This is a genomic window from Micromonospora halotolerans (assembly GCF_032108445.1).
Classification (GTDB): Bacteria; Actinomycetota; Actinomycetes; order Mycobacteriales; family Micromonosporaceae; genus Micromonospora; species Micromonospora halotolerans.
Map to the genome: position 1 here is coordinate 6354440 of NZ_CP134876.1, position 18750 is coordinate 6373189.

At 71.8% G+C, this 18750-nt stretch carries 14 protein-coding genes; 1 reads left to right on the top strand and 13 read right to left on the bottom strand.

Annotation, left to right across the window (positions count from 1 at the left end):
* Positions 1 to 290: 290 nt before the first annotated feature.
* From RMN56_RS29785 to RMN56_RS29835, 11 genes are all read right to left on the bottom strand, one after another.
* Entirely contained in the window at positions 291 to 893 is a 603-nt protein-coding gene (locus RMN56_RS29785) for a LutC/YkgG family protein (protein WP_313721174.1), read from the bottom strand.
* Positions 890 to 2320 (bottom strand): lactate utilization protein B, encoded by a 1431-nt coding sequence (locus RMN56_RS29790; protein WP_313721175.1) that lies wholly within the window; start codon positions 2318 to 2320, stop codon positions 890 to 892. The genes RMN56_RS29785 and RMN56_RS29790 overlap by 4 nt, the downstream gene beginning before the upstream one ends.
* Positions 2317 to 3090, bottom strand: a complete 774-nt coding sequence (locus RMN56_RS29795) for a (Fe-S)-binding protein (RefSeq protein ID WP_313721176.1) — start codon at positions 3088 to 3090, stop codon at positions 2317 to 2319. Before RMN56_RS29795 ends, RMN56_RS29790 begins: the two co-directional genes overlap by 4 nt.
* Before the next feature lie 2 nt (positions 3091 to 3092).
* Entirely contained in the window at positions 3093 to 4526 is a 1434-nt protein-coding gene (locus tag RMN56_RS29800) for a rhamnulokinase (protein ID WP_313721177.1), read from the bottom strand.
* Positions 4523 to 6556, bottom strand: coding sequence for a bifunctional aldolase/short-chain dehydrogenase (locus RMN56_RS29805; protein WP_313721179.1), 2034 nt, complete (start codon positions 6554 to 6556; stop codon positions 4523 to 4525). The genes RMN56_RS29800 and RMN56_RS29805 overlap by 4 nt, the downstream gene beginning before the upstream one ends.
* A gap of 38 nt (positions 6557 to 6594) precedes the next feature.
* On the bottom strand, positions 6595 to 7776 hold the full coding sequence (gene rhaI, locus RMN56_RS29810) for an L-rhamnose isomerase (protein ID WP_313721180.1): 1182 nt from the start codon (positions 7774 to 7776) through the stop codon (positions 6595 to 6597).
* A complete protein-coding gene (locus tag RMN56_RS29815) occupies positions 7773 to 8126 on the bottom strand; it encodes an L-rhamnose mutarotase (RefSeq protein WP_313721181.1) in 354 nt (117 codons plus the stop codon). Before RMN56_RS29815 ends, rhaI begins: the two co-directional genes overlap by 4 nt.
* A gap of 63 nt (positions 8127 to 8189) precedes the next feature.
* Positions 8190 to 9272, bottom strand: coding sequence for a rhamnose ABC transporter substrate-binding protein (rhaS, locus tag RMN56_RS29820; protein ID WP_313721183.1), 1083 nt, complete (start codon positions 9270 to 9272; stop codon positions 8190 to 8192).
* Positions 9273 to 9310: 38 nt separating this feature from the next.
* Entirely contained in the window at positions 9311 to 10372 is a 1062-nt protein-coding gene (locus tag RMN56_RS29825; RefSeq protein WP_313721185.1) for an ABC transporter permease, read from the bottom strand.
* The gene (locus RMN56_RS29830; RefSeq protein WP_313721187.1) at positions 10362 to 11423 is read right to left on the bottom strand and encodes an ABC transporter permease; all 1062 of its coding nucleotides are present in this window, start codon (positions 11421 to 11423) and stop codon (positions 10362 to 10364) included. The genes RMN56_RS29825 and RMN56_RS29830 overlap by 11 nt, the downstream gene beginning before the upstream one ends.
* Positions 11420 to 12943, bottom strand: coding sequence for a sugar ABC transporter ATP-binding protein (locus RMN56_RS29835; protein ID WP_313721189.1), 1524 nt, complete (start codon positions 12941 to 12943; stop codon positions 11420 to 11422). The genes RMN56_RS29830 and RMN56_RS29835 overlap by 4 nt, the downstream gene beginning before the upstream one ends.
* A 194-nt stretch (positions 12944 to 13137) precedes the next feature.
* Between RMN56_RS29835 and RMN56_RS29840 the strand changes: the two genes are divergently transcribed.
* Entirely contained in the window at positions 13138 to 14160 is a 1023-nt protein-coding gene (locus RMN56_RS29840; protein ID WP_313721190.1) for a LacI family DNA-binding transcriptional regulator, read from the top strand.
* A gap of 13 nt (positions 14161 to 14173) precedes the next feature.
* On the opposite strand, the gene RMN56_RS29845 is transcribed toward RMN56_RS29840, so the two are convergent.
* Both RMN56_RS29845 and RMN56_RS29850 read right to left on the bottom strand, forming a co-directional pair.
* Positions 14174 to 15370, bottom strand: a complete 1197-nt coding sequence (locus RMN56_RS29845; RefSeq protein ID WP_313721191.1) for a glycoside hydrolase family 1 protein — start codon at positions 15368 to 15370, stop codon at positions 14174 to 14176.
* 61 nt (positions 15371 to 15431) lie between these two features.
* On the bottom strand, positions 15432 to 18647 hold the full coding sequence (locus tag RMN56_RS29850; RefSeq protein WP_313721192.1) for a family 78 glycoside hydrolase catalytic domain: 3216 nt from the start codon (positions 18645 to 18647) through the stop codon (positions 15432 to 15434).
* Positions 18648 to 18750: the final 103 nt, after the last annotated feature.

The window sequence follows — 18750 nt, forward strand, 5'->3', positions numbered from 1 at the left end:
CGCCCACTTCGGGTTACCGCCGGAAGCCGTCGGGCGCTCCGGCGGCGTCTTCGTCGCGGAGGTTGACGTGCGGGCACTCCGGCGGCCGCCTACGGTGGCATCCTGCCGGACGCGGGCTGACTCCGCCGGCACGGCCGAAGAGGTTCCTGGTGCTGACGGCGGCATTGTTCGCCGTCGCCAGCGCCGGGGTGCCGCCTGTGCGGTGGACCTGGCGCACCGTTGTGGGGCAGGCCCACCAGAAGCCCGCCCCACACCCGTGGGCCTCGGACTGGCCGTCAGCGCGGCCGGGTTCAGGCCGTGATGATCACGTGCAGGTTGCGGGGTCCGTGGACGCCCTCGACCCGGTTGAGTTCGATGTCGCTGGTGGCCGACGGCCCGCTGATCCAGGTCAGGGGCCGGTGTGGAGTGATGCGGGTGAGGGCGTCGGGCACGGTGGCGACGACCTGGTCGCTGCGCACCACGCACACGTGCACGTCGGGCAGCAGCGTGATGATCCGGCGACCCTGGTCCGGGGCGCCGTCGAGCACGATGGTGCCGGTCTCGGCCACGGCAACGGCCGCTGCGGTGACGACCCCGTCCAGGGCCGCGATCCGCGCCGCGGTGAGGTTGTCGTCCGGCACCGCGCGGACGCTGCCGGGCAGCCAGTGCCGGGGCAGGCCGGGTGGCACCACGACCTGCCGGCCGCCGAGCACCTCATCGACGATCCGGGCCACGTCGGTGTCGGCGCACCGGTGCACGGTGGCCCGGTAGTCGGTGAGCCGGTCCACGAACAGGTCGAGGTCGGTGGCGACGGCGCCGGCGGGCCGGTACTCCCGGGGCACCGGCGCCGGCGCGACCCGCGGGTCGCCGAGGGCCGCGCGGATCCGGCCGAGAACGACGTCCCGCGCGGTCACCGCTGCGCCCACCACTGGCGGAAGGTCTGCGGAGGCGGCTCGGGCAGGTCGCGGCTGGCCGTCCAGCCGGACAGCGGCGGCGGCAGGCCGCGCCCGCGCGGGCCGGCGAGCCGGCTCAGCTTCGCGGCGCGCTGCGCGGCCGCGTACAGCGCCGGGTGGTCCATGGTGTACGCGGCCGCGGCCATCGCCGCCGCCTCGGCGCGGGGGTGGGGGGCCTCGGCGCGCAGGTGCACCAGGATCGACGGGATGTCGATCATCACCGGGCAGGCGTCGTAGCAGGCGCCGCAGAGCGACGACGCGTACGGCAGCGAGGCGTTGTCGGCCACCCCGGTCAGCTGCGGGGACAGCACCGCCCCGATCGGCCCCGGATAGACCGACCCGTACGCGTGCCCGCCCGTGCGCTCGTACACCGGGCAGACGTTCAGGCAGGCCGAGCAACGGATGCAGTGCAACGCCTGCCGGCCCACCTCGTCGGCGAGCACCGCGCTGCGCCCGTTGTCCAACAGCACCAGGTGAAACGCCTGCGGCCCATCGCCCGGCGTGACCCCCGTCCACATCGACGTGTAGGGGTTCATCCGCTCCCCCGTCGACGCCCGAGGCAGCAGCTGGAGGAACACCTCCAGGTCCCGCCAGGTGGGGACGACCTTCTCGATGCCCATCACGGTGATCAGGGTCTCCGGCAGGGTGAGACACATCCGCCCGTTGCCCTCCGACTCCACCACAGCCAGGGTGCCCGTCTCGGCGACGGCGAAATTCGCCCCGGAGACGGCCACCCGCGTGCTGAGGAACGTCTCCCGCAGGTGCCGGCGCGCCGCCGCCGCCAGGACCGCCGGCTCATCGGTCAACCCCGGGTCGACGTCGGGCATCTCGCGCAGGAAGATCTCCCGGATCTCCGCCCGGTTGCGGTGGATCGCCGGCACCAGAATATGACTCGGTTTATCCCGCCCGAGCTGCACGATCAACTCGGCCAGATCCGTCTCCACCGGCTCGATCCCGACCGCCTCCAGCGCCTCGTTCAGGCCGATCTCCTGCGTGGCCATCGACTTGACCTTCATCACCCGGTCCGCGCCAGCCGCCCGCACCAGGCCGGTCACGATCCGATTGGCCTCCACCGCGTCGACCGCCCAGTGCACCGTGCCACCCGCCGCGGTCACCGCCGCCTCCAACTGCTCCAACAACTCGGGCAGGCGCGCCATCGTGTCGGCCTTGACCGCCGAGCCGGCGGCCCGCAACTGTTGCCAGTCCGGCACCTCGGCGATGACCGCACCGGACTTGGCCCGGATCGTGGTCGTGGCGTGCCGCAGGTTGCGGCGCAGTTGCGGGTCGGCCAGGCCACGGCGCGCGGCGGCCGGGAACGGCTCGCCCTCGCGCAGGTGGCCCACCCCCCGAGGGGCCGTCGTCGGCATGCCCAGGAACGTCCGCGTCATGACCGCACCTCCCGGCGGGCCTGCTTCCCCGCCCGGTCCTCGTCCTCCGTGCTGGCCAGGATCTCCGCCAGGTGCACCGTCCGCACCCCCGCCCGCAGGCGCGACAGCCCGCCACCGATGTGCATCAGGCACGACGCGTCCCCGGCGGCGCACACGTCCGCCCTCGTGGCCAGCACATTGCGCATCTTGTCCGCCAACATCGCCGTCGACGTGTCCGCGTTCTTCACCGCGAACGTGCCCCCGAAACCACAACACTGCTCCGCTTCCGGCAACTCCGCCAGCTCCAGCCCCCGCACCGCGCGCAGCAGCCGCAGCGGTTTGTCCCCCACCCGCAGCATGCGCAGCGAGTGACACGTCGGGTGGTACGTCACTCGGTGTGGGAAGTAGGCGCCGACGTCGGTCACCCTGAGCACGTCCACCAGCAGCTCGGACAGCTCGTAGGTGCGCCGGCCGATCTCCTCGGCCCGGCTGGCCAGCCGCTCGTCACCGGCCCGGCGCGCCACCATCGCGTGCTGGTGCCGCACCGACCCCACACACGAGCCCGACGGCGCCACCACCACCTCGAACGGGGCGAACACCCGCACATGCCGGCGCACCAACCGCAACGCCTCATCCGGATAACCGGTGTTGACGTGCATCTGCCCGCAACACGTCTGATCCTCAGGAAAGACCACCTCATGGCCCAGACGCTCCAGCAGCCGCACCGTCGCCCTGGCCGCCTCCGGGAAGAGGGTGTCAGCCAGGCAGGTCACGAACAGGGCGATCCGCATCCTCAGCCACCCACCCGATCCTCGGCGGCTCGCCAGGCCGCCTGGCCACCTCGCGGCTCGTATCGAACGAGGTGCTGGGTCTCGCGCAGGAGGGCCCGCAGTGCCGGCAGGTCGCCGCCGACGGCGCCGGCGGCCCGGGCCTGTACCAGGATGTTACCGAGTGCGGTGGCCTCGACCGGGCCGGCGATCACCGGCAGCCCGCAGGCGTCGGCGGTCAGCTGGCAGAGCAGGTCGTTGCGGGCGCCGCCGCCGACGATGTGCACGGCGTCGACGTCCCGGCCGGACAGCTGCTGCGCCTGCTGGACGGCTCGCCGGTGGGCCAGCGCCAGGCTGTCGAGGATGCAGCGGACCGTGGCGGCCGGGCTGGCCGGCACGGGCTCGCCCGCGCGCCGGCAGGAGTCAGCGATCCGCGCCGGCATGTCGCCGGGCGGCAGGAACACCGGGTCGTCGGGGTCGACGACGGACCGGAAGGCCGGCTCCTTCGCCGCCTGCCGCAGCAGGTCGGGCAGGTCGACCGGACCCCAGGCCCGAGCTGACTCCTGGAGCAGCCACAGTCCCATCACGTTGCGCAGGTAGCGGATCGTGCCGTCGACACCGGACTCGTTGGTGAAGTTGGCCTGGCGGCTGGCCGCGGTGAGGACCGGGGCGTCGAGTTCGACGCCAACGAGGGACCAGGTGCCGCAGGAGATGTAGGCGAACTTCTCCCCTGCGGCCGGTACGCCGACGACGGCGGACGCGGTGTCGTGGGAGCCGACGGCCACCACCTCGGGCGTGCCGGCGAGCCCCAGATCGGGCCGGACCGGCCCGATCCGGGTGCCCGGCTCGTGCAGGGGCGGGAACAGGCCGGTGCCGATGCCCGCGTCGGCCATCAGGTCGGTGGCCCACGCGCGGCGGCGTAGGTCGTACAGCTGGGTGGTCGAGGCGTTGGTGACTTCGGCCCCGATGTGATTGGTGAGCCAGTAGGTGATGAGGTCCGGGATCAGCAGGAGCCGGTCGGCGGTTTCCAGCTGTGGTGTGCCGGCCGCCGCGACCAGCTGGTAGAGGGTGTTGAACGGCAGCTGCTGCAACCCGGTGGTGGCGTACAGCCGCTCCTCTCCCAGTTGCTTCGCCACCCGCTCGGCCACCCCGTCGGTGCGCGCGTCGCGGTAGTGCACCGGGTTGCCCAGCAGCTCCCCGGACCGGTCGAGCAGCCCGTAGTCGACGGCCCAGGAGTCGACGCCGATGCTCGTCACCGGGCCGGCGGCCCGAAGCCCGGTGCGGACGCCGTGCCACAGGTTGAGGATGTCCCAGTGCAGCGTGCCGCGGACGCGGACGGGCTCGTTGGGGAAGCGGTACGCCGCGGTGAGCTCCACCCTGCTCTCGCCGACGCGGCCGACCATGACCCGCCCGCTGGACGCGCCGAGGTCGACCGCCGCGACGTCGACGACGGCGCTCACCGGAGGAAGGCGGCGGCGACCCCGGCGTCCACCGGGATGTGCAGCCCCGTCGTGTGCGACAGGTCCCCGGCCGTGAGCACGAAGACGGCGTTGGCGACGTGTTCGGGCAGCACCTCCCGCTTGAGCAGGGTGCGTTGGGCGTAGAACTCGCCCAGCTTTTCCTCCGGCACCCCGTAGACGGCGGCGCGCTGGGCGCCCCAGCCGCCGGCGAAGATGCCGGAGCCGCGGACCACTCCGTCGGGGTTGATGCCGTTGACCCGGATGCCGTGGCCGCCGAGTTCGGCGGCGAGCAGGCGGACCTGGTGGGCCTGGTCGGCCTTGGCGGCGCCGTAGGCGACGTTGTTCGGGCCGGCGAACAGGGAGTTCTTGCTGGAGATGTAGACGATGTCGCCGCCCATGCCCTGGTCGATGAGCACCCGGGCGGCCTCGCGCGAGACCAGGAAGGAGCCCTTGGCCATCACGTCGTGCTGGATGTCCCAGTCCGCCTCGGTGGTTTCCAGCAGGGACTTCGACAGCGACAGCCCGGCGTTGTTGACCACGAGGTCCAGCCCGCCGTAGGCGAGCACTGCGGCGCGGACCGCGTCCGCCACCGCCTCGCCGTCGGTGACGTCGACCGGCACGGCCACCGCGACGTCGGGGCCGCCCAGCTCACCGGCGACCGTCTCGGCGGCGGTGGCGTCCCGATCGGCGACGACGACGCATGCGCCCTCGGCGGCGAGGCGGTGGGCGATGGCCCGGCCGATGCCGGAGCCGGCGCCGGTGACCAGGGCGATCCGGGTGGCGAGGGGCTTCGGCTTGGGCATCCGGGCGAGTTTGGCCTCCTCTAGGGCCCAGTATTCGATGCGGAACTTCTCGGCCTCGTCGATCGGCGCGTACCGCGACAGCGACTCCGCGCCACGCATCACGTTGATGGCGTTGACGTAGAACTCGCCGGCGACTCGGGCGGTCTGCTTGGTGGCCCCGTAGCTGAACATGCCCACGCCCGGGATGAGGACGATGGCGGGGTCGGCGCCGCGCATCGGTGGTGTGTCCGGCCCGGCGTGCCGCTCGTAGTAGGCGCGGTAGTGGTCACGGTAGGCGGCGTGCAACTCCTTCAGCCGGGCCACGGTGTCGTCCAGCGGCGCGGTGGGCGGCAGGTCGAGCACCATCGGGCGGACCTTGGTGCGCAGGAAATGGTCGGGGCAGGAGGTGCCGAGCGCCGCGAGGGCGGGGTGCCGTTCGCGGGCGACGAAGTCGAGGACCACGTCGCTGTCGGTGAAGTGCCCGACCTGCGGGCGGTCGGTCGACACCAGGCCGCGCAGCACCGGTGCCAACGCGGCGGCGCGGGCGCGCCGCTCGGCCGGCGGCAGCGGCTCGTAGCCGGCGAGCACCGGCCCGAACGGCTCGGGCAGGCCGCGCTGGTCGAGGTACGCCTGCGCGGTGCGGATGATCTCTAGCGAATTGCGCTCGCACTCCTCGCTGGTGGCCCCCCAGGCGGTGATGCCGTGCCCGCCGAGGATGACGCCGATCGCCTGCGGGTTGGCCCGGGCCACCGCGGCGATGTCGAGGCCGAGTTGGAAGCCGGGCCGCCGCCAGGGCACCCAGATCACACGGTCGCCGAAGATCTCCTTGGTCAGCTCGGGGCCGTCGTCGGCGGTGGCGATGGCGATGCCGGCGTCGGGGTGCAGGTGGTCGACGTGCGGGGCGTCGACCAGTCCGTGCATGGCCGTGTCGATCGACGGCGCGGCGCCGCCCCGGCCGTGCAGGCAGTAGTCGAACGCGGCGACCATCTCGTCCTCGCGGTCGACGCCGGGGTAGGCGTCGGCCAGGGCGCGCAGCCGGTCGAGCCGGAGCACCGCCAGACCGGCCTCGGTGAGGGTGCCGAGGTCGCCGCCCGAGCCCTTGCCCCACAGCAGCTCGACGGGGCGGCCGGTCACCGGGTCGGTGGTCTCGCCCTTGGCCGAGGTGTTGCCGCCGGCGTAGTTGGTGATGGTCGGGTCGGCGCCGAGCCGGTTGCTGCGGGCCACGAGTGCCTGAACCTCGGAGTGCATCGTCCTCTTGTCCTCTGTCTGCGTTTCTTGGGTGACGCTCAGGCGCCCCAGCCGGCCTGCTGGCCGCCGACGCGTTCCGCGCGGATCTTGTCGAAGTAGCCGGAGCGGCCGTAGGCGGCCATGGGATCCGGGTCCAGGCCCAGGTCGGCGCGCAGCTCGGCGAGCAGCGGCCGTACATCGGTGTTGTAGGCGTCCATCAGCACCGCGTTGGCGCCGAGCACGTCACCGGCCTGCTGCGCGGCCGCGAGCGCCTCGGCGTCGACGAGCAGCGCCTTGGCGGTGGCCTCTTGCACGTTCAGTACCGACCGGATGATCGCCGGGATCTTCGGCTCGATGTTGTGGCACTGGTCGAGCATGAACGCGATGCCGGCCTCGGGGCGCAGGGCGTCACCGCGGACGATCTCGTACATGATGCGGAACAGCTGGAACGGGTCCGCGGAGCCGACCATGAGGTCGTCGTCGGCGTAGAAGCGGGAGTTGAAGTCGAACGCACCGAGCTTCCCGACCCGCAGCAGGAACGCCACGATGAACTCGATGTTGGTGCCGGGCGCGTGGTGCCCGGTGTCGATGACGACCTGCGCCTTGGGCCCGAGTTCCAGACAGTGCGCGTACGCGGTGCCCCAGTCGGGCACGTCGGTGGTGTAGAAGGCCGGCTCGAACAGCTTGTACTCCAGCAGCATCCGCTGGTTGTCGCCGAGCCGGTCGTAGGTCTCGCGCAGGGCGGTGGCGAGCCGGTCCTGCCGGGCGCGAATGTCGTCCTGGCCGGGGTAGTTGGTGCCGTCGGAGAACCAGAGCTTCAGGTCCCGGGAGCCGGTGCGGTCCATGATGTCCACGCACTCGAGCAGGTGGTCGATCGCCTTGCGCCGCACCCCCGGGTCGGGGTTGGTGACGCTGCCCAGCTTGTAGTCGTTGTCCTGGAACACGTTGGCGTTGATCGCCCCCAGGGCCACGCCTTGGTCGGCGGCGTACCTGGCGAGGTCCGCGTAGTCCTCGACGCGGTCCCACGGGATGTGCAGCGCGACCGTCGGCGCCACCCCGGTGAGCCGGTGCACCACGGCGGCATCGGCGACCTTCTCGTACGGGTTGCGCGGCACGCCCTCCTGCGGGAAGACCTTGAACCGGGTGCCGGAATTCGCGTATGCCCAGGACGGGGTTTCGATGCGCTGGGTGCGCAGGGCCTGCTTGACCCGTTCACGGGTCGACGCGTCGGTCTGGGTCATCGTGGTTCTCCCGTCTGAGCGGCGAGCTGCGCCTCGAGGTTGAAGATCTCGTCGAGCGGCCGCATGGCACGGTCGGCTGTGCCGTGGTCGAGGTGGAGGAAGAACGACGCCATCTCCGCCTGCCAGCGGGCGTTGACGTCGCGGGTCTGCATGGCGGCTAGGGCCGCCGCGAAGTCGTCGGTCACCAGAAACCCCACCAGCAGGCCGTCCTCGCGGAGGAAGAGCGAATAGTCGCGCCAGCCGCACTCGGCGAGGGCGGTGAGCATCTCCGGCCAGACCCGTTCGTGCCGGGCGCGGTACTCGTCGAGGCGGGCCGGGTCGACCTGCAGGGTGAAGCAGATGCGGGGCATGTTTCTCCCGTCGGCGCCCGGGCCGGCGCCCGAGAGGGGCGACGGCGCCGGCCGGGCGGCGCGTCAGAACTTGAACTGGTCGATGTTGCTCTTGTCGAAGACGGTGGGCGGGCCGAGGACGACGATGCCGTCCTTGCCGACGGTGAACTCGCCGAGCTTTCCGGCGGTGAACTTGTCGCCCTCGGCACCGGTGATCTGACCCGAGGCGAGCGCCGCGCCGGCGTAGGCGGCGAGGTAGCCGAGGTCGGCCGGGTTCCACAGGGCGAACGCGTCGACCGTGCCGTCCTTGACGTACTCCCGCATCTGGTTCGGGGTGCCCAGGCCGGTCAGCTTGACCTTGCCCTTGTACTGCGACCCGCTGAGGTAGCGGGCGGCGGCGGCGACGCCGACGGTGGTCGGGGAGATGATGCCCTTGAGGTTGGGGTACGACTGCAGCAGGCCCTGGGTCTCCTGGAACGACTTCTGGTCCTCGTCGTTGCCGTAGGCCACCGTGACCAGCTTGATCTTGCTGTACTCCGGCTTCTTCAGCTCTTCCTTCATCAGCGCGATCCAGGCGTTCTGGTTGGTCGCGTTGGCGGTGGCCGACAGGATGGCCACCTCGCCCTCACCACCGATCTGCTGGGAGATGAGCTTGACCTGGTTCTCGGCGATGCCCTCGGCGGTCACCTGGTTGACGAAGATCTGCCGGCACTCCGGCTTGGTGTCGGAGTCGAAGGTGACGATCTTGGCGCCGGCCGTCTTCGCCTGGTTCAGCGCCCCGCAGATCGCGTTCGGGTCGTTGGCCGAGGTCACGATGACGTCCATGCCCTGCTGGGACAGCGTGTTGATGTAGCTGACCTGGGACGAGGCGCTGGCCTCGGACGGGCCGACCTCCTTGAACTCGCCCTTGATCTCGGTGACCGCCTCCTTGCCACCGTTGTCGCTGGTGGTGAAGTAGGGGTTGTTCACCTGCTTCGGCAGGAAGGCGATCTTGAGCCCTTCCTTGAGCTTGGCGTCCGGGTTGGCGGCGCCGCTGGCCTGCGCGCCGCCGCCGCTGTCGTTGCCGGAGTTCTCCCGGGTGGTGCCGCCGCAGGCGGTAGAGCCGAGCAGCAGCGCGGCGAGGGTGAAGGCGGTGGCCCCGGCACGGAGCCCTCGGTACCTGGACATCGATATCCTTTCGGGGGTGGTGGGGGAAGCGCCGGCGGTCACGACGCGCCGAGCTGCGCGCGTCGCCGTCGGCGGTGCAGCCGGGCGCGGACGTCCGCGACGGCGTTCGGCAGTACCACGGAGACGATCAGCAGGGTTCCGGTGACGATGGTCAGCGCATTGGCGTCGACGTCGGCGAGCTGCAACGCGTTGCGCAGCACCCCGAGCAGCAGGACGCCGGCGACCACGCCGAGCAGGCCGCCGCGACCGCCGAAGATGGACACGCCGCCCAGCAGCACCGCGGTCACCACGGTCAGTTCCAGGCCGGTGGCGTTGTCACCACGGGCGCTGGCGTAGCGCAGGGTCCAGAAGATCCCGACCAGCCCGCCGACGACCCCGGAGACCACGAAGAGCCAGAACTTGGTTCGGGCCACCGACACGCCGGCGAACGTGGCGGCCTCGTCGTTGTTGCCCATCGCGTACAGCGCCCGCCCGACCGGGGTGGCGTGCAGCACGACGCCGAACACCAGCGCCAGCAGCAGCACCGGGACGACGGCGGCGGGAATCGACGTGCCGGGAATGGTCTGCACGGCGGCGGCGGTCCAGCCGGCCGGGAAGTCGGCCACCGCCTGGTCGCCGAGCACGACGAACGACAGTCCCCGGTACAGGGCGAGGGTACCGATGGTCACGGCCAGCGACGGCAAGCCGAAGCCGGTGACGAACAGGCCGTTGACCGCGCCGAGCACGCCGCCAATCAGGACGACCAGGACGCAGATCAGCTCCAGCGACAGCCCGCTGGACAGCCACATCTGCCCCATGAGGGTGCTGCTCAAGCCGACCACGCTGGCCACCGACAGGTCGATCTCTCCGGTGATGACGATCAGCGTCATGGGCAGCGCCAGCAGAGCAAGCGGCACCAGGTCGAGCAGCAGGAACTGGACATTGCGGCCGGTGGCGAAGTTCTGCACCGACAGGCTGGCCAGCAGGACCGCCACGACGAGGACGGCCACGATGGCCCCGTCCCAGGTGCCGAGTGCGCCGCGCAGCCCGGCCAGGCGGCCGGCCTCCCGCTCGGTGTCGGCGCCGGACGGCGGCGCGGCGTACAGACTGTCATGCGCCATGGAGGCTTCTCCCTCGGAGCCGGACCGCCATCCGGAGGGCCAGGAGCCGGTCCAGGCCGATGGCGGCGAGGATGAGCGCGCCGACAACGGCCTGCTGCCAGAACGGATCGATGCGCAGGACGGCCAGCGAGCTGCCGATCGTCGTGAGCAGGACGGCGCCGAGCGCGGCGCCGTACGCGCTTCCGCTGCCCCCGAAGATGGCCACTCCGCCGACCACCGCCGCCGCGACGACCTGAAGCTCCAGGCCGGAGCCGGCGGCCGCGTCGAGGGTGCCGAACCGGGCGGCGTAGAGCACCCCGGCCAAGCCGGCGAGCGCGCCGTTGGCCACGAAGACGGCGAAGACCCGCCGGCCGACCGGGATGCCGGACAGCCGGGCGGCGGCCGGCTCGGAGCCGATGGCGTACAACTCGCGCCCGCTGCGGTAGGAGCGCAGGTAGAAGCCGACGGCGGCGACCACGACGAGCGCGACCAGGAAGAGCACTGGTACCCCGAGCACGGTCTGGTTGCCCAGGCGCAGGAACGACCGGGGCATGTCGGCGGCGTTGATCTGCCGTCCGGCGGCCCAGTAGTAGTCGACGCCGCGGAAGGCGTAGAGGGTGCCCAGGGTGATGACCAGGGCCGGGACCTTGGCCACCGCGATCAGGCCGCCATTGATCACTCCGCACAGCGCTCCCAGCCCGACGCCGAGCAGGAGGGCGACCGGCCAGGGGGTGCCGGGCGCGGCGAGGAACAGCTCGCCGGTGGCGAAGGCGACCAGCCCCAGGATCGACCCGACGGACAGGTCGACGTTGCGGGTGACGATGACCAGGGTCTGGCCGACCGCGAGGATCACCAGGATCGCGCAGCCCAGCAGCAGGTCCTTGATGCTCTGCGCGCTCAGGAAACGGTCGTTGCGCAGCGTGGTGACCAGGATCAGCGCGCCGAGTGCGAGCAGCAGGCTCAGCTCGCGCACGGCGAGCAGCCGTTCGGTGAGGCTGCGGCGCGGCCGGCCGACGTCGGGTGGTGAGTCTCCGGCGACCCGTGCGGGCGCGCCGGTGTCGGCCAGGCTCATGCGGTCGCTCCTTGACCGGTCGCGGCGAACATCACCGAGGTCTCGTCGGCCTCGGCCCGGGACAGCTCGCGGACCACCCGTCCCTCGTGCATGACCAGGACCCGGTCGGCCATGCCGAGCACCTCGGGCAGCTCGCTGCTGATCATCAGGATGGCCAGGCCCTCGCCGGCCAGTTCGGACAGCAGCCGGTGCACCTCGGCCTTGGTGCCGACATCGATGCCTCGGGTGGGCTCGTCGATGATCAGGACCCGAGGTTCGGTGGCCAGCCACTTGGCGAGGACGACCTTCTGCTGGTTGCCGCCGGACAGGGTGGCCACCGGCGCGGCTAGTCGGGAGGTCTTGACCTGCAGCCTTCGGGTCCAGCGCCGGGCCTCGGTCCGCTCGGCGGTGCCGACGAGCAGGCCCAGCCGACTCAGCGCCCGGCGGCGCGCCAGGGTGGCGTTGCGCTCCACCGACAGCTCCATGACCAGGCCCTGCTGCCGGCGGTCCTCGGGCACCAGGGCCATGCCGGCGGCTATCGCCTTGCGCGGGCTGCCCGGCGGCAGGACCCGGCCGGCGACGCGGACCTCACCGGCGTCGTAGCGGTCGACGCCGAAGATCGCACGGGCCACCTCGCTGCGCCCGGCTCCGACGAGACCGGCGAGGGCGACGATCTCACCACCGCCGACGGTGAAGGACACGTCGGAGAAGACACCGGCGCGGCGCAGGGCACGCACCTCCAGAAGGGTGTCGCGCAGCGCCGCGTCCTGCTTCGGGAACAGCGAGTCGACCTCCCGGCCGACCATCCGCCGCACCACCTCGTCGACGGTGAGATCGGCCGTCCGGTCACTGGAGACCCACGCCCCGTCGCGCAGCACCGTCAGCCGCTGGCACAGGTCGAACACCTCCTCGAAGCGGTGCGAGATGAACAGCACCGCCGCGCCGCGCTCGCAGAGCGAGCGGGCGACCCCGAAGAGCCGTTCCACCTCGACGCCGGAGAGCGCGGCGGTCGGCTCGTCCATCACCAGGACGCGGGCGTCGAAGGAGAGCGCCTTGGCGATCTCGACCAGCTGCTGGTCGGCGATGGACAGCCCGCGCGCCGGACGGGCGGGGTCGATCCGCACGCCGAGGCGTTCGAAGAGCTGCTCCGCGGCTCGGTTCATCATGCGGGTGTCGATGCGCCGCAGGCTCCGGCGCGGCTGCCGACCCATGAAGATGTTCTCCGCGACCGACAGGTCCGGGAACAGGGTCGGTTCCTGGTAGATGACGGCGATGCCGGCGGCGCGGGCATCGGCGGGGCCGCGCAGCAGCAGCGGTTCCCCGTCGAGGGTCATCCGGCCGGCGTCCGGCGCGTGGGCGCCGGCGAGGATCTTGACCAGGGTGGACTTGCCGGCGCCGTTCTCACCGACCAGGGCGTGGGCCTCGCCGGCGTGCAGTTCCAGGTGCACGCCGCGCAGCGCGGCGACGGCGCCGAACGACTTGGCGATGCCGTCGAGGACGAGCAGCGGGGATGAGGTGGTCCCGCCTGCGTCGGGGCTCATCCGACCCCCTTCTTGAATCGTTTCATGCGGCTTGGGTTAGGACGCTAGGGGCTCTCATTCACGGGCGTCAAGAGTTTCGGGGACATTTCTGGTCGGCGTCGAGGGGCAATCCCGTGAAACGTTTTAAGGCGTTGTAGACTCCCCCCGTTCGGCGAGGTGCGGACCCTGCGTGAGCACAGATCGGCGAGGGAGCGATGGCGGCGGCAAGCATCAAGGAGGTGGCGCGGCACGCCGGCGTGTCCCTGGGCACCGTCAGCAACGTGCTCAACCGGCCGAACAGCGTCACCCCGGCCACCCGCCAGCGCGTCCTGGACGCCATCGCCGAACTCGGCTACGTGCGCAACGACTCCGCCCGGCAGTTGCGGGCGGGGCAGAGCCGCAGCGTCGCCATCGTCGTCCTCGACGTGGCGAACCCCTTCTTCACCGACGTGGTCCGCGGCGCGGAGCAGGTGGTCGAGGACGCCGGGGCCATGCTCGTCGTCTGCAACAGCGGCGAGGACAGCGCCCGGGAACGCCGGCACCTCGAACTGCTTGAGGAGCAGCGGGTCCGGGGCGTGCTCATCACCCCGGTCGGTCACGGACGCCAGCCCAACCTCGAACGGCTGCACAAGCGGGGCATTCCCGTGGTGCTCGTCGACCGGGGATCCGGCCGGGCCAGCCGGTGCTCCGTGTCGGTGGACGACGTGATGGGCGGCCGGCTGGCCATGGAGCACCTCCTTGATCGCGGGCACCGTGACGTCGCGTACCTGGGTGGGCCGTTCGCGATCCAGCAGGTGGCCGACCGGCACGCGGGCGCGGAGTCGGCGCTGGCCGAGCGCGGGGGCGGCGCCGCTCTGCGGGTCGCCTCGACGACCAGCCTGACGGTCGCCGCCGGCCGGCGGGCGGCCGAGGAGCTGTTGAGCCTTCCCGTCCGGCAACGCCCCAGCGCCGTGTTCTGCGCCAACGACCTGATCGCGCTCGGGGTGCTGCAGGAGGTGACGGCGCGCGGGCTGCGGGTGCCCGACGACCTGGCGATCGTCGGCTACGACGACATCGAGTTCGCCGGAGCGGCGGCGGTGCCGCTGTCGTCGGTCCGCCAACCGCGCGAGCAGCTGGGGCGTACGGCGGCCCAGCTGCTGCTGGAGGAGGCCGAGGGCGGCGAGGCGCACCGCCACCGGCACGTCGTGTTCCAGCCGGAACTCGTCGTCCGCCACTCCAGCGACCCAGCCCCGCGCTGACCCACGTGCGCTGCTAGCCCAGCCGGCCGGTCTCCGCCACCTTGGCGAAGGCGTACGCGCTCGGCCTCGGGATCCGGGCGAAATCGTCGCGGTGGTCGACGGCGATGAGGCCGAACTTCGGACGGTACCCCTCACTCCACTCGAAGTTGTCGAACGCCGACCAGTGCAGGTAGCCGCGCACGTCGACGCCCTCGGTCAGCGCCGCGGCGACGGCGCCGAGGTGTGCGTGCAGGTAGTCGATCCGTTCGGTGTCGTCCTCGGTGGCGATGCCGTTCTCCGTGACGTACAGCGGCAGGCCGGTCCCGGCCGCGCGGTGCAGGACCTGCCGGAGACCGTCCGGGTGGACGGCCCAGCCCATCTGGGTGCGACGGAAACCCGGCGGCGGGTCGGCGAACAGCGTCGGCGAACGCGGGTCGACCCACTGCTTGCGGTAGTACTGCACGCCCAGGAAGTCGCCACGGTCGGGCCCGGTGAGCCCGTCCAGGTAGCGGTCGACGATCTCGCCGCGCAGGAGCCGGTGCAGCGCGCGGCACTCCTCGTCGTCGCGGGCGGGCGCCAGCAGCGGCAGCTGCACAGCGAGGCCGACCTGGGACCGCTCCCCCGCCGTACGCACGGCGCGGACCGCCGCGAAGTGGGCGCTGAGCAGCTGTCCGCCGGCCTGACGCCAGAGCCCGTCGTCGGCGAGACCGGGTGGGTGGTAGCCCTCCAGGTAGCCGTGCAGGGCCACCATCTGCGGTTCGTTGATCGTGCACACGAAGGGCATCAGCTCGCCCAGCTCGGTCGCGACGTATCGGCAGTAGCGGGCGAACACGTCGACGGCATTCGGGGCGAGCCAGCCTCCGGCGTCGGCGAACCACCGGGGCAGCGTGAAATGGTGCAGGGTCACGAACGCAGTCATGCCCGTGTCGGTCAGCGCCGTGAGCACCCGCCGGTAGTGGGCCGTCGCGGCCCGGCTGAACTCCCCGGGCGCGGGTTCGATGCGGGACCACTCCAGGGACAGCCGGTGCGCGGTGTGGCCCAGGGAGCGCAGGAGCGCGAAGTCCTCGGCGTAGCGGTGGTAGTGGTCGATGCCGTCGCCGGAGGACCAGCGGGCGGCCGTGCCGGGTCGGTGTTCGAATTCCCACCAGTCGTTGTTGACGTTGCCTCCCTCGACCTGGTGCGCCGAGGTGGCGCTGCCCCAGAGGAAGCCGGCCGGGAAACTGCCACCCACGATGTGCTCCTCGGTCGGGGCGGGGCCCGGCGTCCGGGTTCGGGCGTCGGGCCCCGCCTGCCTAGCCGGTGACGGTGAAGGTGAACGCGCCGGATCCGACGCGGTAGACGGCGTGCCCGCCGTCGATCCGGACGAAGTCGGCCCGCTGGGGCGTCGCGCCCACGCGGCCGCCCTGCAACGGCACCCAGACCTCCGCGGTGGTGTTCGTGGGGATCGTGACCGAGAGCCGGAGCTGGCCGTCGGCCCTGATCCACTCGGACCGGGCGGTTCCGGCCGGCGTCCGGTAGCTGCCCTTGACGAAGGTCAGGTCACCGACCAACTTCGGCTGGATGACCAGGTCCCGGTAGGCGCTGCTGCCGTCCGCGGCCCGAATGCCGGCGAGCCCGCTGTGGAACCACTCCTCGATCTGGGCGAGGATCATGTGGTTCTTGGAGTCGCCGCGATTCCACCGCTCCCCCATGGTGGTCATGCCGCCCGGGTTGGCGGTGGTGGACGCCATGAAGTAGCCGTAGCTGGGCTGGTCGTCCTCCTGCAGCAGGTCCCACAGCACGTCGTCGCGGCCGCCGGCGGCCAGGGCGCGGACCGTGGGGGCCATGCCGATGGTGCCGCCGCTGAAATGCGGGCCGTCACCGTTGGGGTGGAAGGCCTGGACCAGCTCGACGAGGGCGTCGAGGACAGCGGCGCGCTCGCTGTCCGGGACGAGCCCGGCATCCAGCGCGAGCGCCTGGGCGGTCTGGGTCGCGCCCGTGGTGCCGGCGTTCCCGTCGGCGGCGTACCGGCGCAGCTGGGTGTTGTAGAAGTTCGCGTTGAAGGCCGTCTTGATGTCGGCCGCCAGGGCGCGGTACTTCTGCGCGTCGGCGTCGTGGCCGGTCAGCTGCGCCATCATGGCCAGTTTGGTGGTCATGACGTAGTAGCCCCAGGTGCCGGTGATCCGGCCCGAGGTCTGGTCCGCCGCGACCCAATCGGCGAGGGCGGCGTCGACGATGTGTGCGTTGGCGCCGGTGCCGACCTTCTGCCGCTGGATGTAGTCGGCAAAGGTGACCATCCGATCGTAGTAGCGGGTCATCGTCTGGGTGTCGCCGTAGAGCTCGTACAGCATCGCGGGGACGAGGATGATGGCGTTGCCCCAGTTGATCTCATCCCCGAAGCGGCCCGTGTAACCCCAGTCGTAGACGGGGGTCTTCAGGGCAACGTTGCCGAACATCGGGGTGTCGGCCAGCGACTGCCCCTCCACCAGGTGGTGCATGGTGGTACGCAGGTACGCCGCGAGCTGCTCGTTGCGGTGGATCGCGCCCATCGGCATGGTGTAGTCCGCCGGGTAGGACAGCTTCTCCCGGCCAGGGCAGTCGGTGAAGACCGACATGATGTTGCTGGCGAACGAGTACCGGGCCATCGTGTGGATCCGGTTGATGCGGGCGTTGGAGGTGGTGACCTCGCCGGCCACCGGGGTGTCCGCCTGCACGCGCAGCCCGCGGATGGTGTCGAGCGCCGGGACGTAGTCGTCGGGGAGACCGGTGACCTGCACCCACTGCATGCCGAAGTAGTTGAAGTCGGGGTGCCAGGTCTCACCGCCGTCGAGGCCGGCGGTGGTGTAGGTGTTGAACAGGTCGCGACCGCGGCTACCGCCACCGCCCATGAGCGATGCCTGGTCGACGGTGCCGTCCGCGGCGAGGGACTCGGCCGGGGACATGCGAACGGTGGTGCCGGCCGGTACGCCGTCGCGCAGGCGCAACTCCGGCCAGCCGACGATGTTCTGTCCGAAGTCGAAGACCCAGGTGCCCGGTACGGGACTGGTCACCGAGACGGGCGTGAACGTCTCGACGACCTTGACCGGTTCGGCCGCGCGGGCGACCAGCTTCGTGGCGAGGTTCGGTGGCGGGGCGACACCGGCGTCGACCCAGCCGGTGACGGTGCCGTCCCGGCGCGTCGCGGCGGCGGACAGATCGGCGCCGGGCGCGTCCCAGCCGGGCTGCTCACGGCGGGCGTCGTAGTCGGCGCCTGAGTACCAGGCGTCGGTGACCAGCGCGCCGAGCGCGGTGCGCCAGGTGGGGTCGGAGACGATGACGTCGGTCGTTCCGTTGGCGTACGTGATCTCCAGCCGGGCGATCATCCGCGGCGTCACGGCGGCGCCGGCGCTCGGGTCACTCGCGGCGATGTTGTTGCCCGATCCGGTGACCCGCGCTCCGGTGGCGTGTGGCCGGGCCAGGGCTGGGGTGAAGGTGATGCCGGTGCCGTCCGGGCCGGCGGTGCCGATCGAGGTGATGGTGCGGGATTCGAGGCGGTCGCCTCGGTCGCCGGTGTCGATGTTGATGGTGCCGCCGACGTGGTAGTTGGCGACGGTGTCCAGCTTCACGGTCGTGGCGCCGGCCGCGACCTCGGCGGCCAGGGCGCTGGTGCCCTTGAGCTGGCTCTGCCACCAGGAGTACGGCGCGGTGCGGCCGACCGCCGGGTTGGTGACGCTGCGGCGCACGTAGGCGGGACCGTTGCCGAGTTGCACGCCCAGGGTGTTGGCACCCTTGCGGAGTTGCTCGGTGAGGTCGTAGGTGCGGTACTCGCTGGACAGCTGGTAGTTCGAGTTGCCCGGAGCGAGGACCTCGTCAGTGAGCGTCCGGCCGTTGAGGGTCGGTTTGTGCAGGCCGATGCCGGACAGGTACAGGCGGGCGGCGCTGACCTGCTTGCCGCGTTCGACGGAGAACTGCCGGGCGAAAATCGGCATCGGCTGGTTCTCGGTGCGGCCCGGGTACTCGATCCAGCTCGCCGGCGCCCAGTCGCTCTGCTTGAGCAGGCCCATCTCCCAGGAGGAGGGCGCGCTCCAGTCGGAGGGGCGCCGGTCGGCGTCCCAGACCCGGACCCGCCACACGACCCGTTCGCGGGACTCCAGCGGCGCGCCGGCGTACCGGACGTCGGTCTGCGCCGCGGACTCGACCTTCCCGGAGTCCCAGAGCAGCCGTCCCCGCTTCAGGTCCGACTCATCGGTCGCCGCCTGGATCTGGTACGCGGTCTGCCTGTCCCCCGGGCAGGCCGCCCGCGACGCCGGCCGGTAGCACCGGTGCGACACGGCCTGCCGGGTCTCGGCCATCTGCCAACCGAGCGCGGGGTTGCTGTCGTCGATGCCCAGCGGCTGGTCGTACCGGCCGTCGACCTGGAGGTTCAGGACCCGGACGTTGGTGGGGCCGCCGGCGGCCGCCGGTGTGGCGGCCACCGCCTGCGGTACGAGCAGGGCCAGGCATAGACCGGCTCTGGCCAGCGTGCGCGTTCGATGTCTCGTAGTCGGCACAGGTGTCTCCCTCCCGCCGGCGCACGGCTGTGGCACCGGCGACTCGTCTGGTCGTGCGACTGGTGGAACGGCCGGGCCGGTCGGGACTGCGGTCGCCCCGCGT